Source organism: Arthrobacter sp. BB-1 (genome assembly GCF_006151685.1).
Classification (GTDB): Bacteria; Actinomycetota; Actinomycetes; order Actinomycetales; family Micrococcaceae; genus Arthrobacter.
This window is the reverse complement of sequence record NZ_VDEV01000033.1, coordinates 205,184-228,808: the sequence shown is the minus strand read 5'-3', so window position 1 is coordinate 228,808 and position 23,625 is coordinate 205,184. Positions and strand designations below refer to the sequence as shown.

Here is a 23,625-nt window from a genome sequence, read left to right as displayed (position 1 = left end):
CTGAAGTATCCCCAGCTATATCGATGAATGTCAATCTATTGCATAATGGATCCATGAACCCCGTGCAAACTCTTGAGCCCGCCGTCGACCCTTCCTGCTGCGTTCCGTCGGCGAAGCCGGTGCTCAGCACGGAAGAGGCACACCGGAAAGCGCTCGTCTTCAAGGCTTTGGCTGATCCCAACCGCCTGCGCCTGCTGTCCATCGTCAAGGCGGAGGAGTCCGGGGAGTCCTGCGTCTGCGACCTGACGGAGCCACTGGACCTTGGCCAGCCGACTGTCTCGCACCACCTGAAGATCCTGGTGGAAGCCGGCATCCTGCACCGCGAAAAGCGCGGCACGTGGGCCTACTACTCCCTGGTGCCGGGCGCGCTGGATGACGTCGCCGGGATCCTTTCGGCGCTATAGCTCGTGCCGCCGGTGGTCGGCGCCGCGCATCCGCACGGCCACCAGTACCCCTGATGCTGCGGTGATGACGGCCACGGCCGCCACCGCCGCGGGTATCCCGTAGGCGTCGGCCAGGATGCCTGAGAGCAGTGCCCCAACGGCGAAGCCGGCATCGCGCCACAGCCGGTAAATGCCGATGGACCGCGCCCGCCACAGGGGATGGGCAACGTCGCCGATGGCGGCCAGCAGCGTGGGATACACCATTGCGGTGCCCGCGCCCAGCAGGACGACGGCGGCGAGCCAGGTTGCGAAGTCCTGTCCGACGGCGACCATCGCCAGTGCGGCGGCCTGGACCAGCATGCCGCCTGCGATGAGGGGCTTGCGGCCGATCCGGTCCGAGAGCGGTCCGGTGACCATCTGACCGGCGCCCCAGACGGCGGGGTATACGGCGGCGAGGATGCCGACGTGTTCCAGGCTCAGCCCTCCTGACGTCACAAAGAGGACGGGGAACAGGCCCCATGCCAGTCCGTCGTTGAGGTTGTTCACCATGCCCGCCTGGCTGACGGAGGACAGCGACTTGTCCCGGAAGCTGGTCAGCGAGAAGACCTCCCGGGAACTGAGGCCGCCATGGGTTCCGGCGTGGGCGGATTTATGGTTCGCGGCCTCTGCCTTGACATGGTGGTGGGTCTCGCGGACAGCCAGCACGGACAGTCCAAGGCCGATGGCGATGAAAACCGCACCGAGCAGGAACGGCCCCGGGCGCAGGCCGAAGGAGGAAGCGATGTAGCCGGTGGCCAGGGCAGTCCCGGCAACCCCAAGGTAGCCGGCCGCTTCATTGAGTCCCATTGCCAGGCCGCGCCGCTCCGGGCCCACCAGGTCCATCTTCATCATGACGGTGGTGGACCAGGTGAGGCCCTGGCTGACGCCCAGGATCACATTGGCCGCAACGATCAGTGCCCAGGAATTTCCGAAAATCAGGAGCAGCGGGACCGGCAGGGCAACAAGCCATCCTGCGACGAGCACCGGTTTGCGGCCGTAGCGGTCGGAGAGGGTCCCGGCGAAGTAGTTGGTGGCAGCCTTGGCTACGCCGAACGCCAGGATGTACGTCAGCGCACTCGTGTAATGGTCCAGCCCGAACACTTCGTCGGCCAGGAGCGGCAATACGGTTCGTTCCTGGCCAAGGGTGCCGCCCACCAGTGTGTTGACGGCCACCAGCAGCATGAACTGCGCCAGGTTTTGGCGCAGGCCCAGCACAAGGCCACGGTTGGCGGATTGCCGGGCTGCGTGCTTGGTGGCAGGCATTGGTTGTCCGTTCGCAGGGTCTCGGGGTCCGGGGTGGAAGGTGCCCGGGCGGGAGGGGTGTCCCGCCCGGACGGGTGCCCGGGATGGACGGGGGTTCCATCCCGGGCGCGGTACCCGGGCGGAGGGGGAGCCACCCGGGGGTCCTTTGGGTTAGTTGGCGGGAACCGCGGTGCGCTGTTGCTGCTGCCAGGCGCTCCAGCCGGCGTAGCTGCCGTCCAGTTCGACGACGTCGTACCCGGCCCGTCGCAGCGCGCTCGCCGCGACGGAGTTCCGTACGCCGCTCTGGCAGTAGGTCACGATGGTGCCTTCCGCGGGCAGCTCGTCCAGGTGCCACATGACGCGGCCCCCGCTGAGCTGGTGTGATCCGGGGATGTGCCCCGCGGTGTGTTCGGTCCTGTTGCGGACGTCCAGGACCATGGCGGCGTCGAAGTCCGCGAGCTCCCCGGGCTGGATAAGCCTCGGGGTGGACGCTGGGAGTCCTTCGATGCTGGTGACATAGCCGGCGACGTTGTCGATGCCGACGCGCACCAGGTGGTCCCACATGTCCTGGGCCTGCTCCTGGTCCGGCGCCAGCAGTACCAGCGGGTTCTTGTCCGTCTCCGGGTTCACTACCCAGGCGCCGTAGCTGGCCACCGACTTGCCGGCCGGGACGTTCAGGGAACGTGCCACGGTGCCTTCGTGGACCTCGCTGTTGGGGCGGGTGTCGATGAAGGTCAGGGTGTCCTCTGCCAGGCCGGCAGCAACAGTTGCGGTTGCGAGTTCGGCCAGCAGCGCGCGTTCGCCCATCACCGCGGGTCCCTCGCGGTTTTCGCGTTTCATCCGGCCGAAGTAGGCGTGGGCATCGGGCTGGCCGTCGAGGAGTTCATTAGTGAAGCCCTGCTCGTCGTTGGCGGCGAGGTAGGGGCCCCACCAGGAGTAGAGCCGCTCGTAACCCACGGTGGATGACGGGATGGCACCGAGGGCCTTGCCGCAGGCGCTGCCGGCGCCGTGGGCCGGGTGGACCTGGACGTAGTCCGGCAGGGTCAGGAACTTGTCCCGGAGGCTGGCGAAGAGCTGCTTGGCACCTTCGAAGCGGGTGTCGATGCCGCCCGCGGCCTCGTCCAGCAGGTCCGGGCGTCCCAGGTCGCCGGAGAACACGAAGTCGCCGGAGAGCAGGTAGCCGGGCTGGTCGCTGAAGGCGCCGTCGGTGACCAGGAAGGACAGGTGTTCCGGCGTGTGGCCGGGCGTGTGTACTGCCTTGATGGTGATGTTGCCCAGGGTGATGGCGTCGCCGTCGTACAGCCGTTCGCCGTCGAACCCGTACTGCCAGTCCGGGCCGCCCTCGCCGGACACGTAGATCTTGGCGCCGGTGGCGGCAGCAAGTTCCCGGGTTCCGGACAGGTAGTCGGCGTGGATGTGGGTTTCGGTGACGGCCACGATCTTCATGCCGTTCTTGGCGGCGAGGTCCTGGTACACCGCGATGTCGCGGCGGCCGTCCACCACGATGGCTTCACCCTTGGCCTGGCAGCCGATCAGGTAGCTGGCCTGGGCGAGGTCTTCGTCGTAAATGCGCTCGATAAGCATCTGGGGCTCTCCTCTGTCTAAAGGGTGGGGGGAAGTCGTAGGTGTGCTCTGGTATCAATGCTAATACCCCGGGGGGTATATCGCAACGAGGGATGTGCCTCGCTGGGATGGCCTGGTTCAGGCCGGCTGTCGGGCTGCATCCGCGGGGAGCTTGTCCATGTCCAGCTTCTTGACTTCCTGGATGACTTCTTCCAGGCCGGTGGCGTTGAGCGCTCCGGGCTGGGAGAAGACGAGTTTCTTGTCCTTGAAGGCCATGAGGGTGGGGATGGACCTGATGTTGGCCGCGGCGGCCAGGGCCTGTTCGGCTTCGGTGTCCACCTTGGCGAAGGTGATGTCCGGGTGCCGTTCTGCCGCGGCGCCGTAGGTGGGGGCGAACATGCGGCAGGGGCCGCACCACGCTGCCCAGAAGTCAACGAAGACAATGTCGTTGTTCTCCAGGGTCTCAGCGAAGCTCTGTTCCGTGACGTCGATGGTTGCCATGGTCTTGCGTGTCCTTTCGGGCTTTTGTCTTAGTGGTTGTTGCGGGGTTCTTTGGGATCAGGTGGTGGGCAGGCCGGCGCGGGTCCAGGCGGTCATGCCGCCGGCCATGGTGTCCGCTGTGTAGCCGGCGCCGTTGAGCGCGTCAGCGACGCGGGCCGAGCGGTTTCCGCTGCGGCAGACGGCGATGACCGGAACTGCCGGGTCCAGCTCGGACAGGCGTGCCTGCAGTTGCCCCATGGGGATGTGCAGGGCGCCGGGGATCATGCCTTCGGCCACCTCAAAGTCCTCGCGGACATCGAGGATGCGGGCGCTGGAGCGCCGTTGTTCTGCTTCGGTGACGGTGATTTCAGCCATTGGTTTCTCCTTTGAAAATGGTGGTGGTTGTTTAGCGGACCGGCTCGCCGGCCTGGCGCCAGGCGTTCATTCCGCCGCGGATCGAGTAGGCCTGGTATCCCTTGGCAGCCAGCAGCCGGGCTGCCGATGCGGAGCGGACCCCGGAGGCGCAGACGGCGATCACGGGCTTGTTCTTGTTGATGCCGGCGGTGCTGGCCTGGAGTCGGTCCAGGGGAACGTGCTTGGCCTGGGGTGCACGTCCGGAGCGCCATTCCTGGGCTGAGCGGACATCCACCAGCGTGGCGCCCGAGCCCAGGAGTTCCTTGGCCTCGGCAACCGAGACCGTCTTGTAGGGCTTGCTGAAGGCTTGCTTCAGGGAGCTGATGAAACCCATGTTGTTCTCCTTGGTGCTTGCGGGTGGTTCAGGCGGGGGAGGGGACGCTGCTGCGCCGCCCACTCCGTTTGCGCAGCGGGCACGAGCTGATGAAGAACCAGCAGACTCCGGCGCTCGCTCCCGTGAGGGCTGCCACGCCGGCAGCGATGAACCAGCGCAGGTCGGCCGGGGCCTGCTGGACGAGGACGAACGTGCCCATGGCCAGGACGAACCAGCCGAAGGCCTTGCGAAGGGCGGCCTCGGGGATCCGGCCGGCCAGCTTCGACCCCATGAGGCTGCCAACAATGGCCGCGGCAGTCACGCCGAGGGTTACGCCCCAGTCCAACTGGACGGTGGTGAGGTAGCCGGCGAGTCCCGCGAAGGACTTCATGGCAATGACCACCAGGGAGGTCCCCACGGCAACGGACATGGGCAGGCCGCCCAGGAGCGCCAGGGCCGGGACCACCAGGAAGCCGCCTCCGGCACCCACCAGGCCGGTGACCAGTCCGACGACGGCCCCGTCCAGCAGCACCCTGCCAAGGGGAAGCTCATGCTTCACCGGTGCGGCGCCGCCGTCGTTCTTCTTCTTCTTCCGCCCGCGAAGCATGGCCACGGAGGTGGCCACCATCATGACCGCGAAGGCGATGAGCAGGATCTGGCCGGGGATGTGGCCGCCAAGCAGGCCGCCGACGAACGCGCCGGCCATTCCGGCTGCGCCGAAGATCAGGCCGGTCCGCCACATCACGCGGCCCCCGCGGGCGTGGCTGAGCACGCTCACCGCGGACGTGACGCCGACGACGAACAGCGACGCCGCGATGGCTTCCTTTGCCTCGAACCCGGCCACGTAGACCAGGATCGGCACGGTCAGGATGGAGCCGCCGCCGCCCAGGACGCCGAGCGAGAGTCCGATGACTACCGACAGGGCAAGGACCAGGATGAGGGTGAGGGTCATGACGCCTTGGCCTCGGCGTTTACCTCGGTGTTGACGGGCAGGGCAAGGATGGCGCTTTCGCGGGTGGGTTCCTTGGTGGCCTTGTTCCACGGCATGGCGGAGATGGCCTGGCCCATGGCGCAGGTGTTGGTGGCCGCCGAGAACGTCAGTCCGGTTCCGATGACGCCGGCGAGGGTCCGGATCTTCGGGGAGACGAACTTGCCGCCAGCCAGGCCCAGGACCACCAGGGAGCCGGCCACAAGGCGGACCTGCCGCTCCAGGTCCCAGCGGTCCTTGCCCTTGACGACGTCTCCGCCGGCCGCGGCGAAGCCGGGCGCCCCGCCGGTCAGAACGTAGGCGGTCTCAATTCCGGCCTTGGCAAGGCGCTGGCGGGCCTGCTCGGCGCGCACGCCGGACTGGCAGACCAGGACCACGCGGGAACCCAGCCGGGCGGCGAGCTCGTCGGTGTGCTCGGACAGCAGCGGCAGCGGCACGTTGTAGGAGCCGCGGATGTGCATGGACTCGAATTCTGCGGCGGAGCGCACGTCGATGACCATGAGGTCCTGGTGCTCTTTGAACCAGGACTGGAGGGTTTCCGGAGCGAGTGCGGTGACGGCGGTTGCCGTGGAAGGGGAAGTCATTGCTGGCCTCTCGATGGGGAATGGTGAATACCCCACCGAGTATTGCAGATACCCCCGGGGGTAGTCAAAACACCCCGAGGGGTATATAGTTGAGGACAAGAACCCCACCTACGGAGACTTCATGGAACTCGACTCGACTGAACTGGCCCCAGTGGTCAACCGCCTCAAGCGCGCACAGGGGCAGCTCGCCGCGGTGACGCGCATGCTGGAGGAGGGCCGGGACTGCAAGGACATCGTCACGCAGCTGGCCGCGGTATCGAAGGCCCTGGACCGGGCTGGCTTCGCCATCATCGCCAGCGGCCTGGAGCAGTGCATCGTCCGCGAGGACGCCACCATGGACAGGAAAGAGCTGGAGAAGCTCTTCCTCTCCCTCGCCTAACCAGGCGGTATCACAGAAACCGCGCCGGGTGCAGGTCCCCCAGACTGCCCCGGCGCAGTCCTCTTTAACGGGCGCAGTCCTCTTTAACGTCAGTAGCTGCCGGGGGTTTCGCTGCCGGGGCGCGGGACATATTTTGCAGCGAGGGCTTCGGAGCCCCGGGCGAGGAGGGCGACGTCGGCGCCCACCAGGATGAAGTCCGCACCTTTGTCCAGGTAGTGCTGGGCGGTGTCCGGGTTGAAGGCGTTGACCCCCGCCGGTTTCCCGGCTTCCCTCGCGGCCGCCAGGCAATGTTCGACGGCGGCGCGCACTTCGGGGTGTTCCTGCTGTCCCAGCAGGCCCATGGAGGCGGCGAGGTCGGACGGGCCCACGAAGATGGCGTCCACGCCGTCGACCTTCAGGATGTCCCCGACTGACTCCACCGCCGCCGTCGACTCGACCTGGACGGTGACACTGATCGTCTCGACTGCCCGCGCCAGGTAGTCCGGGACGCGGTTCCAACGGGCCGCACGGGCCAGGGCTGACCCGACCCCGCGCACGCCCTGCGGCGGATAGCGCGTTGCCGCCACTGCCGCCTCAGCCTCCGCCACGGAGTTGACCATGGGGATGAGCAGGTTCTGCACGCCCAGGTCCAGGTACTGCTTGATCATCACGGTGTCGTTGACCGGCGGGCGGACCAGGGTGTGGACCGGGTAGCCGTGGATGGCCTGGAGCTGGGCAAGGATGGATTCCAGGCCGTTGGGGCTGTGCTCGGCGTCCACCAGGAGCCAGTCCAGGCCGGACCCGGCGCACAGCTCGGCGATCAGCGGGCTGCCGGAGCATACCCACATCCCGGCCAGCGGACGGCCTGCCTTGCCCGTTTGCTTGGCGAGGGCGTCGCGGAAGGTGTTCCCTAGTGGAAGCGGCATGTGACGCTCCCCAGGGGCCCGTAGTCGGCGTGGATGGTGTCCCCCTTGTAAACCCAGAGCGGGCGGGTGAAGGAGCCGGCCAGGATGATGTCGCCGGCTTTCAGCGAATCCCCGTGGGCGGCGATTTTGTTGGCCAGCCAGTGCACCCCGTTGGCCGGGTGGTCCAGGACGCCTGCAGCCACCCCGGTCTCCTCCACGGTCTGGTTCTTGTACAGGATGGCGGACACCCAGCGGAGGTCCACCGCGTCGGGTTTTACGGGCCGGCCGCCCACTACCATCGCACCCATCGCCGCGTTGTCCGAGATGGTGTCCACGATGGTCCGGCCCTCCATCTCGATCCTGGAGTCGAGGATTTCGAGGGCCGGGACCACGTAGTCGGTGGCATTCAGGACATCAAAAATGGTGCAGCCCGGGCCCTTGAGCCCGTCCTTGAGGACGAACGCGAGCTCCACTTCCACCCGCGGGTGGGTGTACTGGTCCCACACCACGGAGCACCCGGTTTCCAGCACCATGTCGTCGAAGATGGCACCGTAGTCCGGTTCGGTGATGCCGGTGGCGGCCTGCATGGCCTTGGACGTGAGCCCAATCTTGCGGCCTACCAGGGTCCTGCCCGCTTCCTCGTTCCGGCGCCGCCACAGCTGCTGTACCGCGTAGGAGTCCTCCACGGTCATGTCCGGGTAGCGGGCTGTCAGTCGGGGAACGGGTTTCCGGTTGCGGCCGGCCTCAAGCAGTTCGTCCGCTATGGCCTCGATCGTGGTGGCATCCAGCATGGTTTAGACCTGCGCCCCCAGCTTGAAGCCCGTCCGGTCGCCTTCCGGGGAGCCGTCCTTGCGGGTGTAGGAGAAGCCGTCGGCGCCCACGGTGACCGCCATTTCGCTTTTCTCCTCGCGCTCGATGACGGGCTGCGGGTTGCCGTCCAGGTCCAGGACCAGGGAGGCCTCGGTGTACCAGGACGGGACCACGGGGTTGCCCCACCAGTCGCGGCGCTGGTTGTCGTGCACGTCCCAGGTGATGGTGGGGTTGTCCGGATCGCCCGTGTAGTAGTCCTGGGTGTAGATCTCCACGCGGTGGCCGTCCGGGTCCAGGATGTAGAGGTAGAACGCGTTGGATACGCCGTGCCGTCCGGGGCCGCGCTCAATCCGGTCGCTGATGCGCAGGGCGCCCATCTTGTCGCAGATCTGGATGATGTTGTGCTTCTCGTGCGTGGCGAACGCGACGTGGTGCATGCGCGGTCCGTTCCCGCCGGTGAGGGCCGTGTCGTGGACGGTCTGCTTGCGGTGCATCCACGCGGCGTACGTGACGCCGTCGGAATCCTGGATCTCCTCGGAGACCCGGAAGCCGAGGTCCTCGAGGTATTTGCGGCCGCGTGGGACGTCCGGGGTGACCTGGTTGAAGTGGTCCAGGCGGACCAGTTCACCGGCGGAGTAGAGGTCGTAGCGCTGGGTGAGGCGCTCCACATGCTCCACCTCGTAGAAGAACTCGTAGGGGAAGCCCAGCGGGTCCTCCACGCGGACAGAGTCACCGACGCCCTTGGTGAAGCCTTCCTTGCGGCGTTCGGTCCGGCAGCCGAGTTCCTTGTAATACGCTTCGGCGGCGTCCACCTCGGCGGGGGATTTCACCCGATACGCGAAGGCGGCGACGGCGGCAACGGGCCCCTTGCGGAGCACCAGGTTGTGGTGGATGAACTCTTCGAGGGTGCGCAGGTAGATGTTGTTCTCATCCTCCTCAGTCACGTGCAGGCCGAGCATGTCCACGTAGAACGCGCGGGACTTGGCGAGGTCGGTGACCACGATTTCCATGTAGGCGCAGCGGACAATGTCCGGTGCCGGGACGGAGGGGGTGGGGACGAAATTGGTCATGATGGTCTCTCTTCTTTGAAAGGTTCTTCCCCAACTGGGTCGCACTAAGTGTCGTTTTGGGTGCCCATAACGACACTTAGTGCGACCCAGTTGGGCTGCTCCGGCTTAGGCGCCGAATGTGGGGGTGTGGCCAAATTTAGGAGTATGCACAGGGCCGAGGGTGATGTGCACGGCCTGCTGGTCGGTGTAGAAGTCGATGGAGCGGTAGCCGCCCTCGTGGCCCAGGCCGGAGGCCTTGACGCCACCGAACGGGGTGCGCAGGTCCCGGACATTGTGGCTGTTCAGCCACACCATGCCGGCCTCGACGTTCTGGGAGAAGTTGTGCGCCCGGGTCAGGTTCTGCGTCCAGATGTAGGCGGCCAGGCCGTACTTGGTGTTGTTGGCCAGGGCGAGGGCTTCGTCGTCGTTCTCGAACGGGGTGATGGCCACGACGGGTCCGAAGATTTCCTCCTGGAAGATCCTGGCGTCGGGCGCGACGTCGGCGAACACCGTGGGTGCGATGTAGTTGCCTTCGGGCAGGCTTTCAGGCCGTCCGCCGCCGGCCAGCAGCCGGCCTTCGGACTTGCCGACCTCCACGTAGGAGGCCACCTTTTTGTAGTGCTCGGGGTGGACCAGGGCGCCCACCTCGGTCTTGGGATCGTGGGGGTCCCCGACCACGATGTTCTTGGCCCGGGCGGCGTACTTCTCGCAGAACTCGTCGTAGATGGCGCGTTCCACCAGGATCCGGGAGCCGGCGGTGCAGCGTTCGCCGTTGAGGGAGAAGACGCCGAACAGGGCCGAGTCGATGGCGGCGTCCAGGTCGGCATCGGCGAAGACAACGCAGGGGGACTTTCCGCCGAGCTCCATGGACAGGCCCTTCAAGTTCGCGGCGGCGTTCCGGAAGATCGTTTGGCCGGTGGTGGTCTCGCCGGTGAAGGAGATCAGTGGGACGTCCGGGTGCTTGACCAGGGCGTCGCCGGCTTCCTCGCCGAGGCCGTTGACAAGGTTGAACACGCCGTCGGGCAGGCCCGCCTCCTTGAAAATGGTGGCCCACAAGGACGCAGACAAAGGCGTGAATTCGGCCGGCTTGAGGACCACGGTATTGCCGGTGGCCAGAGCCGGCGCGAGTTTCCAGGACTCGAGCATAAACGGGGTGTTCCATGGGGTGATCAGGCCTGCCACACCGATCGGTTTGCGGTTCACGTAGTTGATCTGCGAGCCCGGGACCTTCATGGCGTCATCGAACTGGGCCACGATCAGGTCAGCGAAGAAGCGGAAATTCTCCGCCGCCCGGAGGGCCTGGCCCTTGGCCTGGGTGATGGGCAGGCCGGTATCAAAAGTCTCGAGTTCAGCGAGCCGGGACTCCTGCGCCTCAACGGCATCCGCGATCTTATTCAGCACCCGTGCGCGTTCGCGGGGCTTCATCCTGGGCCAGGGGCCGTTGGTGAAGGCTTCCCGGGCGGCGGCGACGGCGAGGTCGATGTCCTCTTTCTGGCCTGCCGCGGCGGTGGCGTAGTTCCGGTTGGACACCGGGTCCAGGACGTCGAAAGTCTTGCCCCCCACGGAGTCGACGAACTGGCCGTTGATGTAGTGCTGGATGTGGGTGGGAAGGTCCTGTGGCACGTAGTGGGTGGCGGCCTGTTCTGCAGTGAACGTCATTGTTGTTTCCTTACTGCTCTGGCGGGTCTTTGCTTTGAGGTTCAAATGGTCTTTGCCTGGGCGAGGTAGGCGTCGAGGGTGGCTGCCCGGTGTTGGCGGGCTGCTTTTTCGATGGTGTCGGCGTCGGCTCCGGTTTCGATGAGCTGGAGCAGGCCCTCGTGCTCGTCCACCGAGTCGCGGGCGCGGCCGGGGACAAAGCGGAACGTTGAGGACCGCAGTGCTGCCAGCCGGTTCCAGCCCCGGTGGACGAGGTCCAGGATGTGCGGGTTGGGGCAGTGCTCGAAAAGGACGCTGTGGAAGTCCTGGTTGAGCTGGGTGAAGCGGACGGGGTCAAAGTGCTGGAGGCACTCTCGCATCTCCTCGTTCACGGCACGGGCGCGGGCAATCGCCACGGCATCGATCAGCGGAGCGGACAGTGCCGTGGCAGCCCCCTCCACAATGCTCAGGGTCTGCATGGTGTAGAGGTATTCGGTGGGGTCGATCCCGGCCACGGTGGCGCCCACGTTGCGTTCGAACGTCACCAGGCCCTCGGCCTCCAGCCGGCGGATGGCTTCGCGGACAGGCACCACACTGAACCCGAGGTCCTTGGCGATGCTGCCCAGGACCAGCCGGTACCCGGGCGTGTACGTGCCTTCCACTATCCGGGCCTTCACGGCTTCGTAGGCCTGCTGGGACTTGCTGCCCGCGGGGGCGGGAAGTTCGGTCAGGGCTGTTTCAGTCATCAGAGCTGCCAACCGGTGTCATATTGTCCGCCTTCCACTCCTCATACCGCGCCTGCCACTGCGCGTTCATGGGGTAGAGGCCGTCCACGCTGTTTCCCTGCTTCACCATCTCGAAGATGAAGGCCTCTTCCTGCTCCTGGGTGATGCAGTCCTCCACGAGTTCTTCGGCGATGGCCGGCGGGATCACCAGGATGCCGTCCGAGTCGGCCACGATGATGTCGCCGGGCTGCACCGTCGTACCGCCGCAGGCAATGGTGATGTCCGTGTCCCATGGAACGTGGCGGCGGCCCAGCACGGCCGGGTGCGGATTCGCGAAATAGGTGGGCATGTCCAGCCCGGCCACGGCGGCGTAGTCACGGACACCGCCGTCCGTGATGATCGCCGCGGCACCGCGCACCTGGGCGCGCAGGGCCAGGATGTCGCCAACAGTTCCGGTGCCCTTTTCCCCGCGGGCCTCCATCACCAGGATTTCGCCCTCGTTCACGGAGTCGATCGCCCGCTTCTGCGCGTTGAACCCGCCGCCGTGGGTCTTGAAGAGGTCCTCGCGGTTGGGGACATAGCGCAGGGTGCGGGCCAGGCCGACGACGCGGCGGTCAGGGCGGGTGGCCTGCAGGCCGTCGATGCTGACGTTGTTAAGGCCCCGCTTGCGCAGCTGCGAGGAGAGAGTGGCCGTGGCGACGCTTTCGAGTTTGGTTTTCAGCCCGGGGGCAAGGGCGCTGGCAGGGGAAGCCAGCCCGGCAGCCTCGCGCGAACCCCACGCCTCTTCACGCTGCACGTCATCAACCTTCGGTCCGGCACCATAGTCAGCGAACGGCGTCGTGCCTTCCTCCACCCGGGTGACCAAGCGGCCCGTGGTGAGGTCACCCGCAGAAACTTCAACCTCCAGCACGTCCCCGGGCCTGGCCACGGAGGCGCCGGCGGGGGTGCCAGTGAGGATGATGTCCCCCTCCTCGAGCGTGAGCAGCTGGGACAGGTCCGCCACGAGCCGGGCGAACGGGAACAGCAGGTCCTCCGTGGTGTCATCCTGGACCAGCTGGCCGTTGTGCCAGGTGCGGATGCGCAGCCGTGCGGGGTCGACGGCGTCTGCCGGGATCAGTGCCGGGCCCACCGGGGTGAAGCCGTCGCCGCCCTTGGACCGGAGGTTGGAGCCCTTGTCCGCGTAGCGAAGGTCGTACACACCGAGATCGTTGCTGGCCGTTACCGCGGCGACGTGGCGCCACGCGTCGTCGAGGCCAACCCGGCGGGCGGGCTTGCCGATGATGAGCGCGATCTCGCCCTCGTAGCCCAGGAGTTCGCACCCGGCGGGCCGCTCTACCGAGCTGCCACTCACAGCGAGGGACGACGACGGCTTGAGGAAGTAGGAGGGCTGGGCCGGGGTGCGTCCCCGCTGGGCGGCGCGGCTGGGGTAGTTGATGTGCACCGCGATCACCTTGCGTGCCGCCGCGAGGGTGTCTCCGTTGACCTGCTCCAAAGCATCTCCTCATCGAGTACAAAATCGTATACGATCACTATCGCCTGCCGCCGGGCCCCAGTCAACCCCTTTTTCCCAGCAAATTCACCTCCCTTGTCGTCCGAGTCACAGGTGGCGTACTGTGGTGGTCAATCGCAGGGGTTTCTTATATGGAAACCCAAATTCTATTATCGAACAGCTCATTCAGCTGAAGCACCCACAACGAAGTGAGGAATCCCGTGCAGTTCCACCACCACGGTTACGTATCAGGAGACCCGCGGGTCAGGCCTGCGGCGGGAGTCGGAATCAACCGCCCTGCCGAACTCCCGGACGAAGTCGACGTTCTGATTGTGGGCACCGGACCTGCCGGCATGCTCGCAGCCGCCCAGCTGTCCCAGTTCCCCAATGTCACCACCCGGATCGTTGAGCGCCGGGAAGGCCGTCTTCCCATTGGCCAGGCGGACGGCATCCAGGCCCGGAGCGTGGAGACGTTCCAGGCGTTTGGTTTTGCCGAGCGGATCATCACCGAGGCATACAGGATCACTGAAATGGCGTTCTGGAAGCCGGACCCGGCGGACCGTTCGCGGATCGTCCGGGCCGCCCGCGCGGTGGATGACGAGATGGGAATCAGCGAGTTCCCGCACCTGATCGTGAACCAGGCCCGCGTCCTGGATTACTTCGCCGAATTCATGGCCAACTCGCCCACCCGCATGACGCCCGACTACGGCTACGAATTCCACGGCCTCGAAGTGGGCCAGGGGGAGTACCCGGTCACTGTGACCCTCGTCCACACCGCCGGCCCCAACGAGGGCCAGGAGCGCATGGTCCGCGCCAAGTATGTGGTGGGCGCTGACGGCGCGCGGAGCAAGGTACGCCAGGCCATCGGCTGCACGCTCGCCGGCGACCAGGCCAACCACGCCTGGGGCGTCATGGATGTCCTGGCCGTTACCGACTTCCCGGACATCCGCACCAAGTGCGCCATCCAGGGTGAAAAAGGCAGCATCCTGCTGATCCCCCGGGAAGGCGGCTACCTCTTCCGGATGTACGTGGACCTTGGCCAGGTGGACCCGGCCACCCACCACGCGGTGCGGAACACCACCATCGAGCAGATCATCCACAAGGCGAATGAGATCCTCCACCCCTACACGCTGGACGTGCGGAACGTTGCATGGCACAGCGTCTATGAGGTGGGCCACCGCCTGACGGACAGGTTCGACGACGTCCTCCCGGACCAGCGCGGCACGCGGACTCCGCGGGTGTTCATCACGGGCGATGCCTGCCACACCCACAGTGCCAAGGCAGGCCAGGGCATGAACGTTTCCATGCAGGACGGTTTCAACCTGGCCTGGAAGCTGGGGCACGTGCTGGAAGGCCGCAGCCCGGAGAGCCTGCTGTCCACCTACTCCGAAGAGCGCCAGGTGGTGGCGAAGAACCTTATCGACTTCGATAAGGAATGGTCCACCATGATGGCCAAGAAGCCCGAAGAGTTCGAGCACCCCTCTGACCTCGAGGACTTCTACGTCCGCACCGCCGAATTCCCGGCCGGCTTCATGACCCAGTACACAGCGTCCATGGTGACCGGGAGCAACGCCCACCAGGACCTGGCCACGGGCTTTCCCGTGGGCAAACGCTTCAAGTCGGCACCCGTGGTGCGGGTGGGCGACACCAACCCGATGCACCTGGGCCACCACGCCACTGCTGACGGCCGCTGGCGGATCTACGTTTTCGCCGACGCGGCGCCGGCCGGCGGGCACTCAAGCGTGGCGGACTTCGCCGAGTGGCTCGCGAACTCGCCGCAGTCGCCGCTGGCCGCGACGCCGTCGGACGCTGATCTGGACGCCTGGTTCGACGTGAAGGTGGTCTACCAGCAGCCGCACACGGCCGTTGACATCAACGCGGTTCCGGCGGTGTTCAAGCCGCAGGTGGGCCCGTTCAAGCTGACCGACTACGAGAAGGTGTACGCCACCGACCCCAATGCGGACATCTTCGACCTGCGGGGCCTGGACCGCGGGGGCGTGGTGGTGGTGGTCCGCCCGGACCAGTACGTTGCCAACGTCCTGCCGCTCACGGCGATGGCGGAGCTGGCGGAGTTCTTCGCCGGCCTCCTGAAGCCGCGCCAGGGGGCGGGTCAGCCGCTGACGGTCTGAGCAGTCCTGTACTCCGCGGCTGCGTAGACGCCCAGGATCCGCACCTCGGTGGTGAAGAAGTCCAGTTCCTCGAGGGCCAGCTTCAGCGGCAGGTCCTCGGGGTGGCCTTCGACGTCGGCCATAAACATGGTGGCGGCGAATTCATTGCCCACCATGTAGCTTTCCAGCCGGGTCATGTTCACGCCGTTCGTGGCGAAACCGCCCAGCGCCTTGTACAGGGCGGAGGGGACGTTGCGGACGCGGAACACAAAGCTGGTGACCGCCGGTCCGGGAAGCTCATCCCGCGCCGGTAGCGTCTTTTCCCGGGCCAGGACCACAAAGCGCGTGGTGTTGGAGGGATCGTCCTCAACCCGCTTGGCCAGGACTTCGAGGCCGTAGATCTGCGCGGCGAGCGGGGGAGCGAGGGACAGCTTGCGCGGATCGTTCCACTCGGCTACTTCCCGGGCGGACCCGGCGGTGTCTCCGGCGATGACGGGCTTGAGGCCGTGCTCGCGGATCAGCTTCCGGCACTGGCCCAGGGCGTGGATGTGGCTGTGCACCTCCGTGGCACCCTCGATAGTGCTGCCCGGGATGCCCAGCAGGTCGAAGTGGATGGGCAGGAAAAACTCGCCCACGATCTGCAGGTTGGACTGGGGCAGCAGGATGTGGATGTCCGCCACCCGGCCGGCAATCGAGTTCTCGATGGGGATCATGGCAAGCTCGGTCTCGCCGCTGGACACAAGCTCAAACGCATCCTCGAAGCTCGCGCAGGGCACGCTTTCCATGTCCGGGAACATATGCTTGCACGCGATATTGGAGTTGGCGCCGGGCTCACCCTGGTACGCAATCTTCGAGGCCATGATCCGTATGCTTTCACGCGTTACGCCCGGCTGCCCAACTGGGTAGCGCTAAGTGTCGTTTTGGGCGGTCAAAACGACACTTGGCGCTACCTAGTTGGGAGGGGACGGGACTAAACGGGAGTGACGCGCAGCCAGACGTATTGGCGGGGGAGGAGCGTGACGCCCTCGCCCATCTGCAGCGCGGCTTCGGAGAGGAGGTCGACGGCGGCCGTTGAGAATCCGGAGAAGGTTTCAGCGGGCAGGGACTGGGGCTGGTCGCTGAAGTTGGCCAGCGCCAGGACGCGCGTTTCGCCCCCTGCTGCTGCGCTTGCGGGGCGCTGGTAGGCAAGGACGGACCGGTTGCGGGTATCGAAATCGATCAGCGTGGTGCCGGCGAGTTCCGGGGTGGCGGCCCGGACGTCGATCATCCGCTTCAGGCCGGCGTACACCGCCCCCGCTGGCGTCGAAGCATCGTGCCTGAGGGCGTACTGCCCAGCAGGATAGTGGGGCCGGTGCACCCAGCGGCTGTCGGCGTCGTGCCCTTCTTCTTCCGCATACCCGTAGTCGTTGAGCTGGCCCACCTCGTCACCCAGGTACAGGAGCGGAATGCCCCCGGTGCTGAAGGCAACCGAGTGGGCCAGGAGGATCCGCTCCACCGCCTCAGCCGGGTCCACCTCCATGCCGCACAAGGACGCCGTGGTGCCTGAGATCCGGCAGTCACCGGTCTTGGGGTTGTCCTGGAAGGGGACGCCGCGGGCGAAGCTGCCCGGGAACCGGTTGACGTAGAAGGAGTTCAGGAAACGGCGGTGTTCAAAGCCGTTGACGCCGAGTTCCGCCGCGTCCTCGTCGGCGAACGTCCAGCCGATGTCATCGTGGCTGCGCACGTAGTTGACCCAGGAGGTGCCGGCCGGGATGTTGTGCCGCCGTTCCAGCGCCTGGGCCAGCAGCGAGACGTCCCGGGTGGCCAGGGATTCCCAGATGAGCGCCATCTGCAGCGGGTTGTAGGAGAGCTGGCATTCGGCCGGATCAATGTAGAGCGCCACCTCGTCCGGGTGCACGATCGCCTCGGATTTGAACAGCAGCGACGGCGCGGCCAGCCGGCACACGGCGTTGAAGGCCTGGAGGAGGATATGCGCCTCGGGCAGGTTTTCGCAGGGGGTGCCCAGCTGTTTCCAGATGAACGCCACGGCATCCATGCGCAGGATGTCCACGCCCTGGTTTGCCAGGAACAGCATTTCACCGGCCATGGCCCGGAAAACGTCCGGGTTGGAGTAGTTCAGGTCCCATTGGTAGGTGTGGAAGGTGGCCCAGACCCAGCGGCCGTCCTCCATCTGGATGAAGGATCCCGGGTGGTTCTCCGGAAAGATCTCGCGCACGTTCTGCTCGAAGGCGTCGGGCATGGTCCGGTCCGGGAAGATCCAGTAGTAATCGCTGAACTCCGGGTCGCCTGCGGCGGCCCGTCTGGCCCACTCGTGTTCGTCACTGGTGTGGTTGAAGATGAAGTCCACCACCAGGCTGATGCCGTGGGCGCGGAACTCGGCGGCAAGCTCACGGAGCTGTTCCATGGTGCCCAGCTTGGGGTTGACCTGCCGGTAGCTGGAAACGGCGTAGCCGCCGTCGGAGTGCGGCTCGGGCGCCAGGAACAGCGGCATGAGGTGGAGGTAGGTGAGGCCCAGTTCCTTGAAGTACGGGATATGGCTGCGCAAACCCTCCAGGCTTTCGGCGTACCTGTCCACGTAGCAGACGCCGCCCAGCATGTTGTTGGACAGGAACCAGCCGCTGTTGGCCTCCCGTTCGGCGTCCAGTGCCTTCAGCTCGGCCGGACGTTCCTCCCACGAACGTGCACCCTGGACCACCAAGGCGGCAAGCTGGTCCTGCCAGTCCGGCCGGGATCCGTACAAGGTGCGGAAGAGCCGGCATAGGTCGGCGAAGTGTGCGTCGAGCCGCTGCTGAAAGCCGTGGTCTGTGGCGATGCCCGCCTGCGCGAGGGCGCCGACCACGTGCTGCCGCACTGTTTCGTCCACACTGACGAATTCCTGCATTGAAGAACCCCTTCCGACCTCCCACCGGCGGATCCGGCAGGCACTCTACGGCAGTATGCCACGGCAGGTGCCGCGGTGCGGCCGGCGGGGGTGGGGCTAGGAGCGGCCGACGGCGGGCGCCCCGGTTTTGCGCGACGCTACGGTTATTTCCGCCACGCGTTCCAGGCGGGGGTTCAGGTTGTCGCCGCCGTACACCACGCCCCGCTGCCACCACAGCTTCAAACCTTCCGGCACCACTTCAAGGCATGCCAGGTTGTTGTCGAACCAGGGGCCCTTGATGCCCGACCAGCGGAACGGCGGGTCCGGAACCTTGGCCGACCGTGCCGCCAGCGCTCCGACCGGCGCGGCCAGCCCGTAGGACATGACGGCACCGAAGGACCGCATCAGCCGGGGGAGCGGATTGCGGATGGGTGAGCAGACAGCCTGGAGGATGCGGCTGCCCGAGGACCGGTCCACTTCGGAGACGTAGGAAAAGTGCACGTCGCCGGACAGGAACGTGACAGTCTCCGGTGCCGGACCACGCGTCCCCGCTGCCACCTCCGCGGCCATGGCGGCCACCCGCCGGAAGCTGTTTTGGAAAGCGGCCCAGTGCTCCAGGTCCGCAGCCTGGCGCAATTTTTCGCCTACCCGCGCCGGGAATTTCCCCCAGGCGCCTTCGGAGACTGCCTCATCCCAGGCTTCAAGGTGGTGCAGGCCCATCGGCAGGAGGAACGGCAAGGACGTGGCAACGAACAGATGGCGGAAACCGCCCTCCATCCGCCGGTCGAGCCAGGCCATCTCGGCGTCGTCCAGCAGCGCGCGGCGGTCCGGGTCCAGGTTCCGGGCGGCCCGGGAATCAACCACTATCAGGCGGGTGTCCCCAAAGTCCCGGTAGAAGCTCCACCGGTATGTCTCGGGATCCTTGTCCGTCCGTTCGGCCAGCCCGTCCAACTCGGCGCTGAGGTCCGGCTCATCGTCCCAGCGGTGGGAGGCAATCTTCTGCCAGATGGCGTCCGCCGCTCGCTCCCGGGGCGACAGGTTTCCCAGGTGCTGGTAGACCCAGTACGAGGCCAGGCCCGCCACAATGCGCCCATGCCACCAGGTGGTGGCCCGCATCGCCTCCTGCCAGGTCCGTGAGGCGTTCCAGTCGTCCCGGATGTCGTGGTCGTCAAAAATCATGGCGCTGGGCAGGGTGGACAGCAGCCACCTGTTCGCGGGGTCGGACCACGCCAGGTAGTAGAGGTGTGCGTACTCCTCGTAGTCCTTGAGCTCCTCGCCGGGAGGCGCCTTGATGTCACGCCGGGCCTTGATGAATTCCTGCATCTGGTCGCTGGTGGAATCCGCGTAGACCTGGTCTCCAAGGAATGCCACCAAGTCCGGCCACGGCTCCTTGCCGCCGGAACTCATTGCCAGTGCATACGCCCGCAGCGCGTCCACCCCGTGCCTCCGGTTTCCGGATTCGTCGTGCGGGACGCTGGTGCGGCAGGAGCCGTACGCCAGGCGGAGCGGCTTGCCGGGTTTGAGCGTGGCGATCACCGGAGCCGGGAAGCCGTCTCCGGGTTCCGGCCACGCATGCACTCCGTCGATTGCCACGGCATAGGGCGTCACGGATCCGGGATCCAGACCGTCCACTTCCACCAGGGCATAGTGGTGGCCGTGGACGGCGAAGGTCCGGGTTTGCCACTCCCCGGCGCCGGCGCGCACCGTCACCCGCGCGTTGTTCCGGGTTTCCAGCCAGATGCTCGCCGAGGTCTGGTCCACATACCGCATCATGGGTCCGAGCACCAGTGCTGGGGTATTCATCCCTCAGTTGTACCTGCTGGAACCGGCCCCGGCTATGGGAAAAACCGCAGCTGCGGGCCGCGGTCCCCATCCCGGAGGCCGGGCGCGGCTAGCCTTCGCCGAACCAGTCGCGGGCCGGGTTGGTGACCTCCGGCGCCGAGCGCTGCAGTCCGGGCTGGGCCGCCCACTTCACGCCGTTGGCCAGGACCCGCTGGATCTGGGGGTGGTGGTACACCGGGTATTCCTGGTCGCCGGGGCTGAAGTAGAAGATGCGCCCCTTGCCCCGGGTGAACGTGACGCCGGAACGGAACACCTCGCCGCCCGCGAAGGAGCTGATGAAGATCAGGTCGTCCGGGTCCGGGATGTCGAACAGCTCGCCGTACATCTCCTGCTCGGGGATAACGATGGGGCTGTCCACGCCTTCGGCAATCGGGTGTGATGGCTTCACTGTCCACACGAGCTCGCGCTCGCCGTCGTTCCGCCAGGCGAGTGAGCAGCTGGTGCCCAGCAGCCTGGTGAACACCTTGGCGAAGTGCCCCGAGTGGAGCACTATCAGGCCCATGCCGCCGAGGACGTGCCGGTGGACGCGTTCGACGACGGCGTCACTCACCTCGTGGTGGGCCATGTGCCCCCACCAGAGCAGGACGTCCGTCTCGGCGAGCACCTCCTCGTCCAGGCCGTGCTCATCGTCGGTGGCCAGGACCGCCGTCGTGATCTCCGCCTCCGGGTAATAGGAGCGGAGCCCCGCGGCGATGGCACCGTGGATGCCGTCAGGGTAGATCTCCCCGATGTGGGACGGCTCGTTGATGGCTTCGTGGACACCCTCGTTCCACACACGGATCCTCAGTTTGTCGTTCATTTAGAGCCGAACCTCCCTCTGTTCCAGCGCGGACTGGTAGCACGCGTCGATGATCTGTGCCCGGTAGAGCGCCAAGGATCCGTCATGCTCACCCCAGACTGCCTCGCCGCCCCGGACTGCCGTGACGAAGTCTTCCACTACTGCGTCGTGGGCGCGGCCCGGCAGTACCGGCGGGACGTAATCGGCGGATTCGCCGTCCTTGTCCGTGAACACCCGGAGCTGGCCGACGGGCGGGAAGGGCGCACCCTGCACCTTGAGCTCGGCGCCGCCGTCGGTTCCGTAAATAGTGAAGTCCAGGAGATCGTCCGTCTCACGGTAGGTGGCCCAGCTGGCTTCGATCACGAGGGTTCCACCGCCCTCAAGCCGGAGGAACGCCGAGGCGAAATCCTCCACTTCGAATGCATGGCTGGTGGCCTGCGCCGAGTAGCGGTTCCCGCCGCCCCTGCCCTGCGGGCCCAGCTCCGAATGGGTGGCGGCAGATACCGCCACCACTTTCGGTTCGCCCAGGAGGTGCAGGGCGTAGTCCAGGGCATGGACGCCGATATCGGCCAGCGGTCCGCCGCCGGCAAGCTCCGGGTTGGTGAACCAGCTGCCCAGCGTCGGGATGCCGGAGCGGCGCAGCCAGGATGCCTTGGCGTAGTACGGCCGGCCCAGCCCGCCGTCGTCGATGACACCCTTGAGCGCCTGGATGTCGCCGCGGCGGCGGTGGTTGAAGGCGACGTCGAGGACGCGCCCCGCCTTGCGGGCTGCATCCACCATGGCCTGGCCTTCGACGGCGTTGCGCGCGATGGGCTTCTCGCTCAGCACATGGATGCCCCGCTCCAACGCGGCGACGGCGATGGGTGCATGCAGGAAGGTGGGCACTGCCACGCTGATCGCGTCCAGGCCGCCGTGGTCAAGCATCTCTTCCCAGTCCGCGAAGGCGTTGGGAATGGAATATTCGGCCTGCAGGGAGTCGCGGAGTTCCTGCTCCATTCCGGCCAGCGAAACGATTCGTACGCCGTCCAGGGCGTGGTAGGCCATCAGGTGCTGCTGGCCGGCCCAGCCGATGCCGACCACGCCCACCCTCAGTTCCTCTGATCGCGGTTCTTCGCGGGAAGCGGCATGCTGTCCTGGGGACTGCTCGTGGCTCACGGATTTTCCTTATCTTGTGTGGTGTTACTGGTACTTGGGTTGGGGTTTCTAGCCTTTTACGGCACCGGCAGTCATGCCGGACACGATACGCCTTTGGCAAAGGAGCACAAGGATGACCAGAGGGACGGTGATAATCACCGACGCCGCACTGATGGTGCCCAGCGGCTGGTCAAACTCGCTGGTACCGCTGAAGAACGCGATTGCCACCGGAACGGGTCGGGACTCCGGTGAGGTGGTCAGCGTGACGGCCAGCAGGAATTCATTCCACACCGAGATGAACACGAGGATCGCGGTGGTTGCCAGGCCCGGGACAGCCAGCGGCAGGATGACCTTGCGGAAGGCCATAAACGGCGTGGCCCCGTCAATGTACGCCGATTCCTCAAGCTCGCGCGGGATTTCCCTGAAGAAGGACGTCAAGGTGTAGATGGCCAGCGGCAGCGCGAACGTCAGCTTCGGGATGATGAGGCCCAGCAGGGTGTCATAGAGCCCGATCTCCCGCCAGATGGAGAAGATCGGGGCCGCGATGGCGATGGCCGGGAACGTGGTGACCGAGAGGATCAGGGTCAGGATCAAGGCCTTGCGGCGCATCTTGAGCCTGGCCAGGGCGTAGGCGGCGAAGGACGCGAACACCAGCGCCACCGTAGTGGTGACGACGGCGATAATCACCGAGTTGCGCAGGGCCAGGAGGAACTCGGGGTTCTGGAACACCGCCAGATAATTCTCCAGGGTGGGCTGGCTCGGAAAGAGTTCCCCCTTGGACAGGCTGGGCCCGGTCTTCAGGGAGGTGTTGACCAGCCAGTAGAACGGTATGAGTGAAAAGCCCATAACCGCAACCACAAAGACCCACACGATGGGGTGCAGCTTCGCCTCGCCCCGGAGACGCCGCCTCGGTGCCTTGCGCTCGGCGGCCGGTGCCGCCGTCGCCCGCTGTGCTGTCAAGGTGCTCATTGTTCCTCCTTGGCCACTTCGCGGATGTTGCCCCCGGCGAAGCGGATGTAGACCACCGAAACGGCCATGACGGTGAGGAAAGTCAGGATGGACAGGGCCGATCCCTCGCCCACCAGGCGGTTTTCGCGGAGCTGGGTGTAGGCCAGCATCGACATGGACTCGGTGCCGTTGGCGCCGCGGGTCAGCACGAATGGAAGGTCGAAAACCCGCAGGGCATCCATGGTGCGGAAGATCGCCGCGAGCACAATCGCCGGACGCAGCAGCGGCAGGGTGATGTCGGTGAAGGTCTGCCACTTGCTGGCCCCGTCAAGTTCTGCTGCCTCGTAGGTCTCGGCGGAGATGACCTGGAGGCCGGCAAGGATGATCAGCGCAGCGAACGGCGTTGTCTTCCAGACGTCGGCCAGGATGATCACCGCCATGGCGTAGCCATGTTCGCCGAGCCACACCACATCCCCGCCAGGCAGACCCAGCATCGAAAGGACGTTCGTGACGAGTCCCAGGTTGGGCTGGAACATCGTTTCCCACGTGATGGCGCTGACCACCGTCACCACCGCGTAAGGCAGCAGCACAACGGTGCGCAGCAGCGCACGGCCCCTGAACGCCAGGTTCAGCAGCAAGGCCATGGCCGTCCCGAGGACCAGTTCGAGCGAGACCGAGAGTCCGGCGAAGAGGAAGGTCTGGCCGAACGCAGCCCACCATTGGGGGCCGCTGAGGGCGCTGATGTAGTTTTCCAGGCCCACAAACCGGGACAAGCCTGCGGTGCGAACGCTGTACTGGTTCAGCGACAGCCAGAGTGCGTAGCCAATGGGGACTGCCGCCACCAGGGCCATCAGGACCAGGGACGGGGCGGTCATCCGGAATGCGAGCCTCCGCTCCGCCCGGTCGCGGCCGTTCACGCCGCGCGTGGCCACCCCGTGACTGTTCCCGTTACCGGGGGAAAGGGACTTGGTGGCCATG

23 protein-coding genes are annotated in these 23,625 nt (G+C 66.2%); 3 read left to right on the top strand and 20 right to left on the bottom strand.

Translation table 11 applies throughout. The features are described from left to right. Nucleotides 1-53 precede the first annotated feature (53 nt). Complete coding sequence (locus tag FHJ30_RS18705) at nt 54-404, top strand: helix-turn-helix transcriptional regulator (RefSeq protein WP_139030744.1); 351 nt, start codon at nt 54-56, stop codon at nt 402-404. Here FHJ30_RS18705 and FHJ30_RS18700 read toward each other — a convergent pair. From FHJ30_RS18700 to FHJ30_RS18670, 7 genes are all read right to left on the bottom strand, one after another. Continuing rightward, nucleotides 399-1,685, bottom strand: coding sequence for an MFS transporter (locus FHJ30_RS18700; protein WP_139030743.1), 1,287 nt, complete (start codon nt 1,683-1,685; stop codon nt 399-401). The two genes, FHJ30_RS18705 and FHJ30_RS18700, sit on opposite strands and share 6 nt — an antisense overlap. Nucleotides 1,686-1,835: 150 nt before the next feature. Next, nucleotides 1,836-3,248 (bottom strand): rhodanese-like domain-containing protein, encoded by a 1,413-nt coding sequence (locus FHJ30_RS18695; RefSeq protein WP_139030742.1) that lies wholly within the window; start codon nt 3,246-3,248, stop codon nt 1,836-1,838. Between the two features lie 117 nt (nt 3,249-3,365). Beyond that, nucleotides 3,366-3,728, bottom strand: a complete 363-nt coding sequence (trxA, locus tag FHJ30_RS18690; RefSeq protein ID WP_139030741.1) for a thioredoxin — start codon at nt 3,726-3,728, stop codon at nt 3,366-3,368. A gap of 57 nt (nt 3,729-3,785) precedes the next feature. Further along, nucleotides 3,786-4,082: a rhodanese-like domain-containing protein gene (locus FHJ30_RS18685; protein ID WP_139030740.1), complete on the bottom strand. Its 297-nt coding sequence runs from the start codon at nt 4,080-4,082 to the stop codon at nt 3,786-3,788. 31 nt (nt 4,083-4,113) lie between these two features. Then, nucleotides 4,114-4,455, bottom strand: a complete 342-nt coding sequence (locus FHJ30_RS18680) for a rhodanese-like domain-containing protein (protein WP_139030739.1) — start codon at nt 4,453-4,455, stop codon at nt 4,114-4,116. 28 nt (nt 4,456-4,483) lie between these two features. After that, nucleotides 4,484-5,386 carry a sulfite exporter TauE/SafE family protein gene (locus FHJ30_RS18675; protein WP_139030738.1) on the bottom strand — a complete coding sequence of 301 codons (903 nt, stop codon included), beginning with the start codon at nt 5,384-5,386 and terminating at the stop codon, nt 4,484-4,486. Beyond that, nucleotides 5,383-6,006, bottom strand: a complete 624-nt coding sequence (locus FHJ30_RS18670; protein ID WP_139030737.1) for a rhodanese-like domain-containing protein — start codon at nt 6,004-6,006, stop codon at nt 5,383-5,385. Before FHJ30_RS18670 ends, FHJ30_RS18675 begins: the two co-directional genes overlap by 4 nt. A 121-nt stretch (nt 6,007-6,127) precedes the next feature. Here FHJ30_RS18670 and FHJ30_RS18665 point away from each other — a divergent pair, with 121 nt between their 5' ends. Next, on the top strand, nt 6,128-6,385 hold the full coding sequence (locus FHJ30_RS18665) for a metal-sensitive transcriptional regulator (protein ID WP_104999301.1): 258 nt from the start codon (nt 6,128-6,130) through the stop codon (nt 6,383-6,385). Nucleotides 6,386-6,474: 89 nt separating this feature from the next. Here the strand turns inward: FHJ30_RS18665 and FHJ30_RS18660 are convergent, their stop codons facing one another. The 6 genes from FHJ30_RS18660 to FHJ30_RS18635 all read right to left on the bottom strand — a co-directional run bounded on the left by FHJ30_RS18660 (nt 6,475) and on the right by FHJ30_RS18635 (nt 12,980). Beyond that, nucleotides 6,475-7,290 (bottom strand): HpcH/HpaI aldolase/citrate lyase family protein, encoded by an 816-nt coding sequence (locus FHJ30_RS18660; RefSeq protein ID WP_171059130.1) that lies wholly within the window; start codon nt 7,288-7,290, stop codon nt 6,475-6,477. Further along, a complete protein-coding gene (gene hpaH / locus FHJ30_RS18655) occupies nt 7,275-8,060 on the bottom strand; it encodes a 2-oxo-hept-4-ene-1,7-dioate hydratase (protein ID WP_139030736.1) in 786 nt (261 codons plus the stop codon). The genes FHJ30_RS18660 and hpaH overlap by 16 nt, the downstream gene beginning before the upstream one ends. Nucleotides 8,061-8,063: 3 nt before the next feature. Beyond that, nucleotides 8,064-9,149 carry a 3,4-dihydroxyphenylacetate 2,3-dioxygenase gene (hpaD, locus tag FHJ30_RS18650; protein ID WP_139030735.1) on the bottom strand — a complete coding sequence of 362 codons (1,086 nt, stop codon included), beginning with the start codon at nt 9,147-9,149 and terminating at the stop codon, nt 8,064-8,066. A 105-nt stretch (nt 9,150-9,254) separates the two neighbouring features. Beyond that, nucleotides 9,255-10,787: a 5-carboxymethyl-2-hydroxymuconate semialdehyde dehydrogenase gene (gene hpaE / locus FHJ30_RS18645; RefSeq protein WP_139030734.1), complete on the bottom strand. Its 1,533-nt coding sequence runs from the start codon at nt 10,785-10,787 to the stop codon at nt 9,255-9,257. A gap of 41 nt (nt 10,788-10,828) precedes the next feature. Continuing rightward, nucleotides 10,829-11,509, bottom strand: a complete 681-nt coding sequence (locus FHJ30_RS18640; RefSeq protein ID WP_139030733.1) for a GntR family transcriptional regulator — start codon at nt 11,507-11,509, stop codon at nt 10,829-10,831. After that, a complete protein-coding gene (locus FHJ30_RS18635; protein WP_139030732.1) occupies nt 11,502-12,980 on the bottom strand; it encodes a fumarylacetoacetate hydrolase family protein in 1,479 nt (492 codons plus the stop codon). Before FHJ30_RS18635 ends, FHJ30_RS18640 begins: the two co-directional genes overlap by 8 nt. Nucleotides 12,981-13,198: 218 nt before the next feature. On the opposite strand from FHJ30_RS18635, the gene FHJ30_RS18630 reads away from it, so the two are divergent. After that, complete coding sequence (locus FHJ30_RS18630; RefSeq protein ID WP_139030786.1) at nt 13,199-15,106, top strand: FAD-binding monooxygenase; 1,908 nt, start codon at nt 13,199-13,201, stop codon at nt 15,104-15,106. Here the strand turns inward: FHJ30_RS18630 and FHJ30_RS18625 are convergent. The 7 genes from FHJ30_RS18625 to FHJ30_RS18595 form a co-directional block, all read right to left on the bottom strand. Beyond that, entirely contained in the window at nt 15,088-15,945 is an 858-nt protein-coding gene (locus tag FHJ30_RS18625) for a prephenate dehydratase (RefSeq protein ID WP_139030731.1), read from the bottom strand. The two genes, FHJ30_RS18630 and FHJ30_RS18625, sit on opposite strands and share 19 nt — an antisense overlap. 110 nt (nt 15,946-16,055) lie before the next feature. Further along, nucleotides 16,056-17,966, bottom strand: coding sequence for an amylosucrase (locus tag FHJ30_RS18620; protein WP_139030730.1), 1,911 nt, complete (start codon nt 17,964-17,966; stop codon nt 16,056-16,058). A gap of 96 nt (nt 17,967-18,062) precedes the next feature. Beyond that, on the bottom strand, nt 18,063-19,748 hold the full coding sequence (locus FHJ30_RS18615) for an alkaline phosphatase D family protein (RefSeq protein ID WP_139030729.1): 1,686 nt from the start codon (nt 19,746-19,748) through the stop codon (nt 18,063-18,065). 88 nt (nt 19,749-19,836) lie between these two features. Beyond that, nucleotides 19,837-20,586, bottom strand: coding sequence for a ThuA domain-containing protein (locus FHJ30_RS18610; protein ID WP_139030728.1), 750 nt, complete (start codon nt 20,584-20,586; stop codon nt 19,837-19,839). Next, the gene (locus FHJ30_RS18605; RefSeq protein WP_139030727.1) at nt 20,587-21,720 is read right to left on the bottom strand and encodes a Gfo/Idh/MocA family protein; all 1,134 of its coding nucleotides are present in this window, start codon (nt 21,718-21,720) and stop codon (nt 20,587-20,589) included. A 48-nt stretch (nt 21,721-21,768) separates the two neighbouring features. Continuing rightward, nucleotides 21,769-22,668, bottom strand: a complete 900-nt coding sequence (locus tag FHJ30_RS18600) for a carbohydrate ABC transporter permease (RefSeq protein WP_139030726.1) — start codon at nt 22,666-22,668, stop codon at nt 21,769-21,771. After that, nucleotides 22,665-23,624 carry a carbohydrate ABC transporter permease gene (locus FHJ30_RS18595; RefSeq protein ID WP_171059129.1) on the bottom strand — a complete coding sequence of 320 codons (960 nt, stop codon included), beginning with the start codon at nt 23,622-23,624 and terminating at the stop codon, nt 22,665-22,667. Before FHJ30_RS18595 ends, FHJ30_RS18600 begins: the two co-directional genes overlap by 4 nt. Nucleotide 23,625 lies beyond the last annotated feature (1 nt).

What these genes read in the sequence shown, in the direction of transcription:
- FHJ30_RS18625 (WP_139030731.1), bottom strand. Translation starts at nt 15,945, where the DNA reads ATGGCCTCGAAGATTGCGTACCAGGGTGAGCCCGGCGCCAACTCCAAT.
- FHJ30_RS18695 (WP_139030742.1), bottom strand. Translation starts at nt 3,248, where the DNA reads ATGCTTATCGAGCGCATTTACGACGAAGACCTCGCCCAGGCCAGCTAC.
- FHJ30_RS18700 (WP_139030743.1), bottom strand. Translation starts at nt 1,685, where the DNA reads ATGCCTGCCACCAAGCACGCAGCCCGGCAATCCGCCAACCGTGGCCTT.
- FHJ30_RS18620 (WP_139030730.1), bottom strand. Translation starts at nt 17,966, where the DNA reads ATGCAGGAATTCGTCAGTGTGGACGAAACAGTGCGGCAGCACGTGGTC.
- hpaD (WP_139030735.1), bottom strand. Translation starts at nt 9,149, where the DNA reads ATGACCAATTTCGTCCCCACCCCCTCCGTCCCGGCACCGGACATTGTC.
- FHJ30_RS18675 (WP_139030738.1), bottom strand. Translation starts at nt 5,386, where the DNA reads ATGACCCTCACCCTCATCCTGGTCCTTGCCCTGTCGGTAGTCATCGGA.
- hpaE (WP_139030734.1), bottom strand. Translation starts at nt 10,787, where the DNA reads ATGACGTTCACTGCAGAACAGGCCGCCACCCACTACGTGCCACAGGAC.
- FHJ30_RS18595 (WP_171059129.1), bottom strand. Translation starts at nt 23,624, where the DNA reads ATGGCCACCAAGTCCCTTTCCCCCGGTAACGGGAACAGTCACGGGGTG.
- trxA (WP_139030741.1), bottom strand. Translation starts at nt 3,728, where the DNA reads ATGGCAACCATCGACGTCACGGAACAGAGCTTCGCTGAGACCCTGGAG.
- FHJ30_RS18670 (WP_139030737.1), bottom strand. Translation starts at nt 6,006, where the DNA reads ATGACTTCCCCTTCCACGGCAACCGCCGTCACCGCACTCGCTCCGGAA.
- FHJ30_RS18610 (WP_139030728.1), bottom strand. Translation starts at nt 20,586, where the DNA reads ATGAACGACAAACTGAGGATCCGTGTGTGGAACGAGGGTGTCCACGAA.
- FHJ30_RS18600 (WP_139030726.1), bottom strand. Translation starts at nt 22,668, where the DNA reads ATGAGCACCTTGACAGCACAGCGGGCGACGGCGGCACCGGCCGCCGAG.
- hpaH (WP_139030736.1), bottom strand. Translation starts at nt 8,060, where the DNA reads ATGCTGGATGCCACCACGATCGAGGCCATAGCGGACGAACTGCTTGAG.
- FHJ30_RS18665 (WP_104999301.1), top strand. Translation starts at nt 6,128, where the DNA reads ATGGAACTCGACTCGACTGAACTGGCCCCAGTGGTCAACCGCCTCAAG.
- FHJ30_RS18685 (WP_139030740.1), bottom strand. Translation starts at nt 4,082, where the DNA reads ATGGCTGAAATCACCGTCACCGAAGCAGAACAACGGCGCTCCAGCGCC.
- FHJ30_RS18660 (WP_171059130.1), bottom strand. Translation starts at nt 7,290, where the DNA reads ATGCCGCTTCCACTAGGGAACACCTTCCGCGACGCCCTCGCCAAGCAA.
- FHJ30_RS18615 (WP_139030729.1), bottom strand. Translation starts at nt 19,748, where the DNA reads ATGAATACCCCAGCACTGGTGCTCGGACCCATGATGCGGTATGTGGAC.
- FHJ30_RS18680 (WP_139030739.1), bottom strand. Translation starts at nt 4,455, where the DNA reads ATGGGTTTCATCAGCTCCCTGAAGCAAGCCTTCAGCAAGCCCTACAAG.
- FHJ30_RS18640 (WP_139030733.1), bottom strand. Translation starts at nt 11,509, where the DNA reads ATGACTGAAACAGCCCTGACCGAACTTCCCGCCCCCGCGGGCAGCAAG.
- FHJ30_RS18705 (WP_139030744.1), top strand. Translation starts at nt 54, where the DNA reads ATGAACCCCGTGCAAACTCTTGAGCCCGCCGTCGACCCTTCCTGCTGC.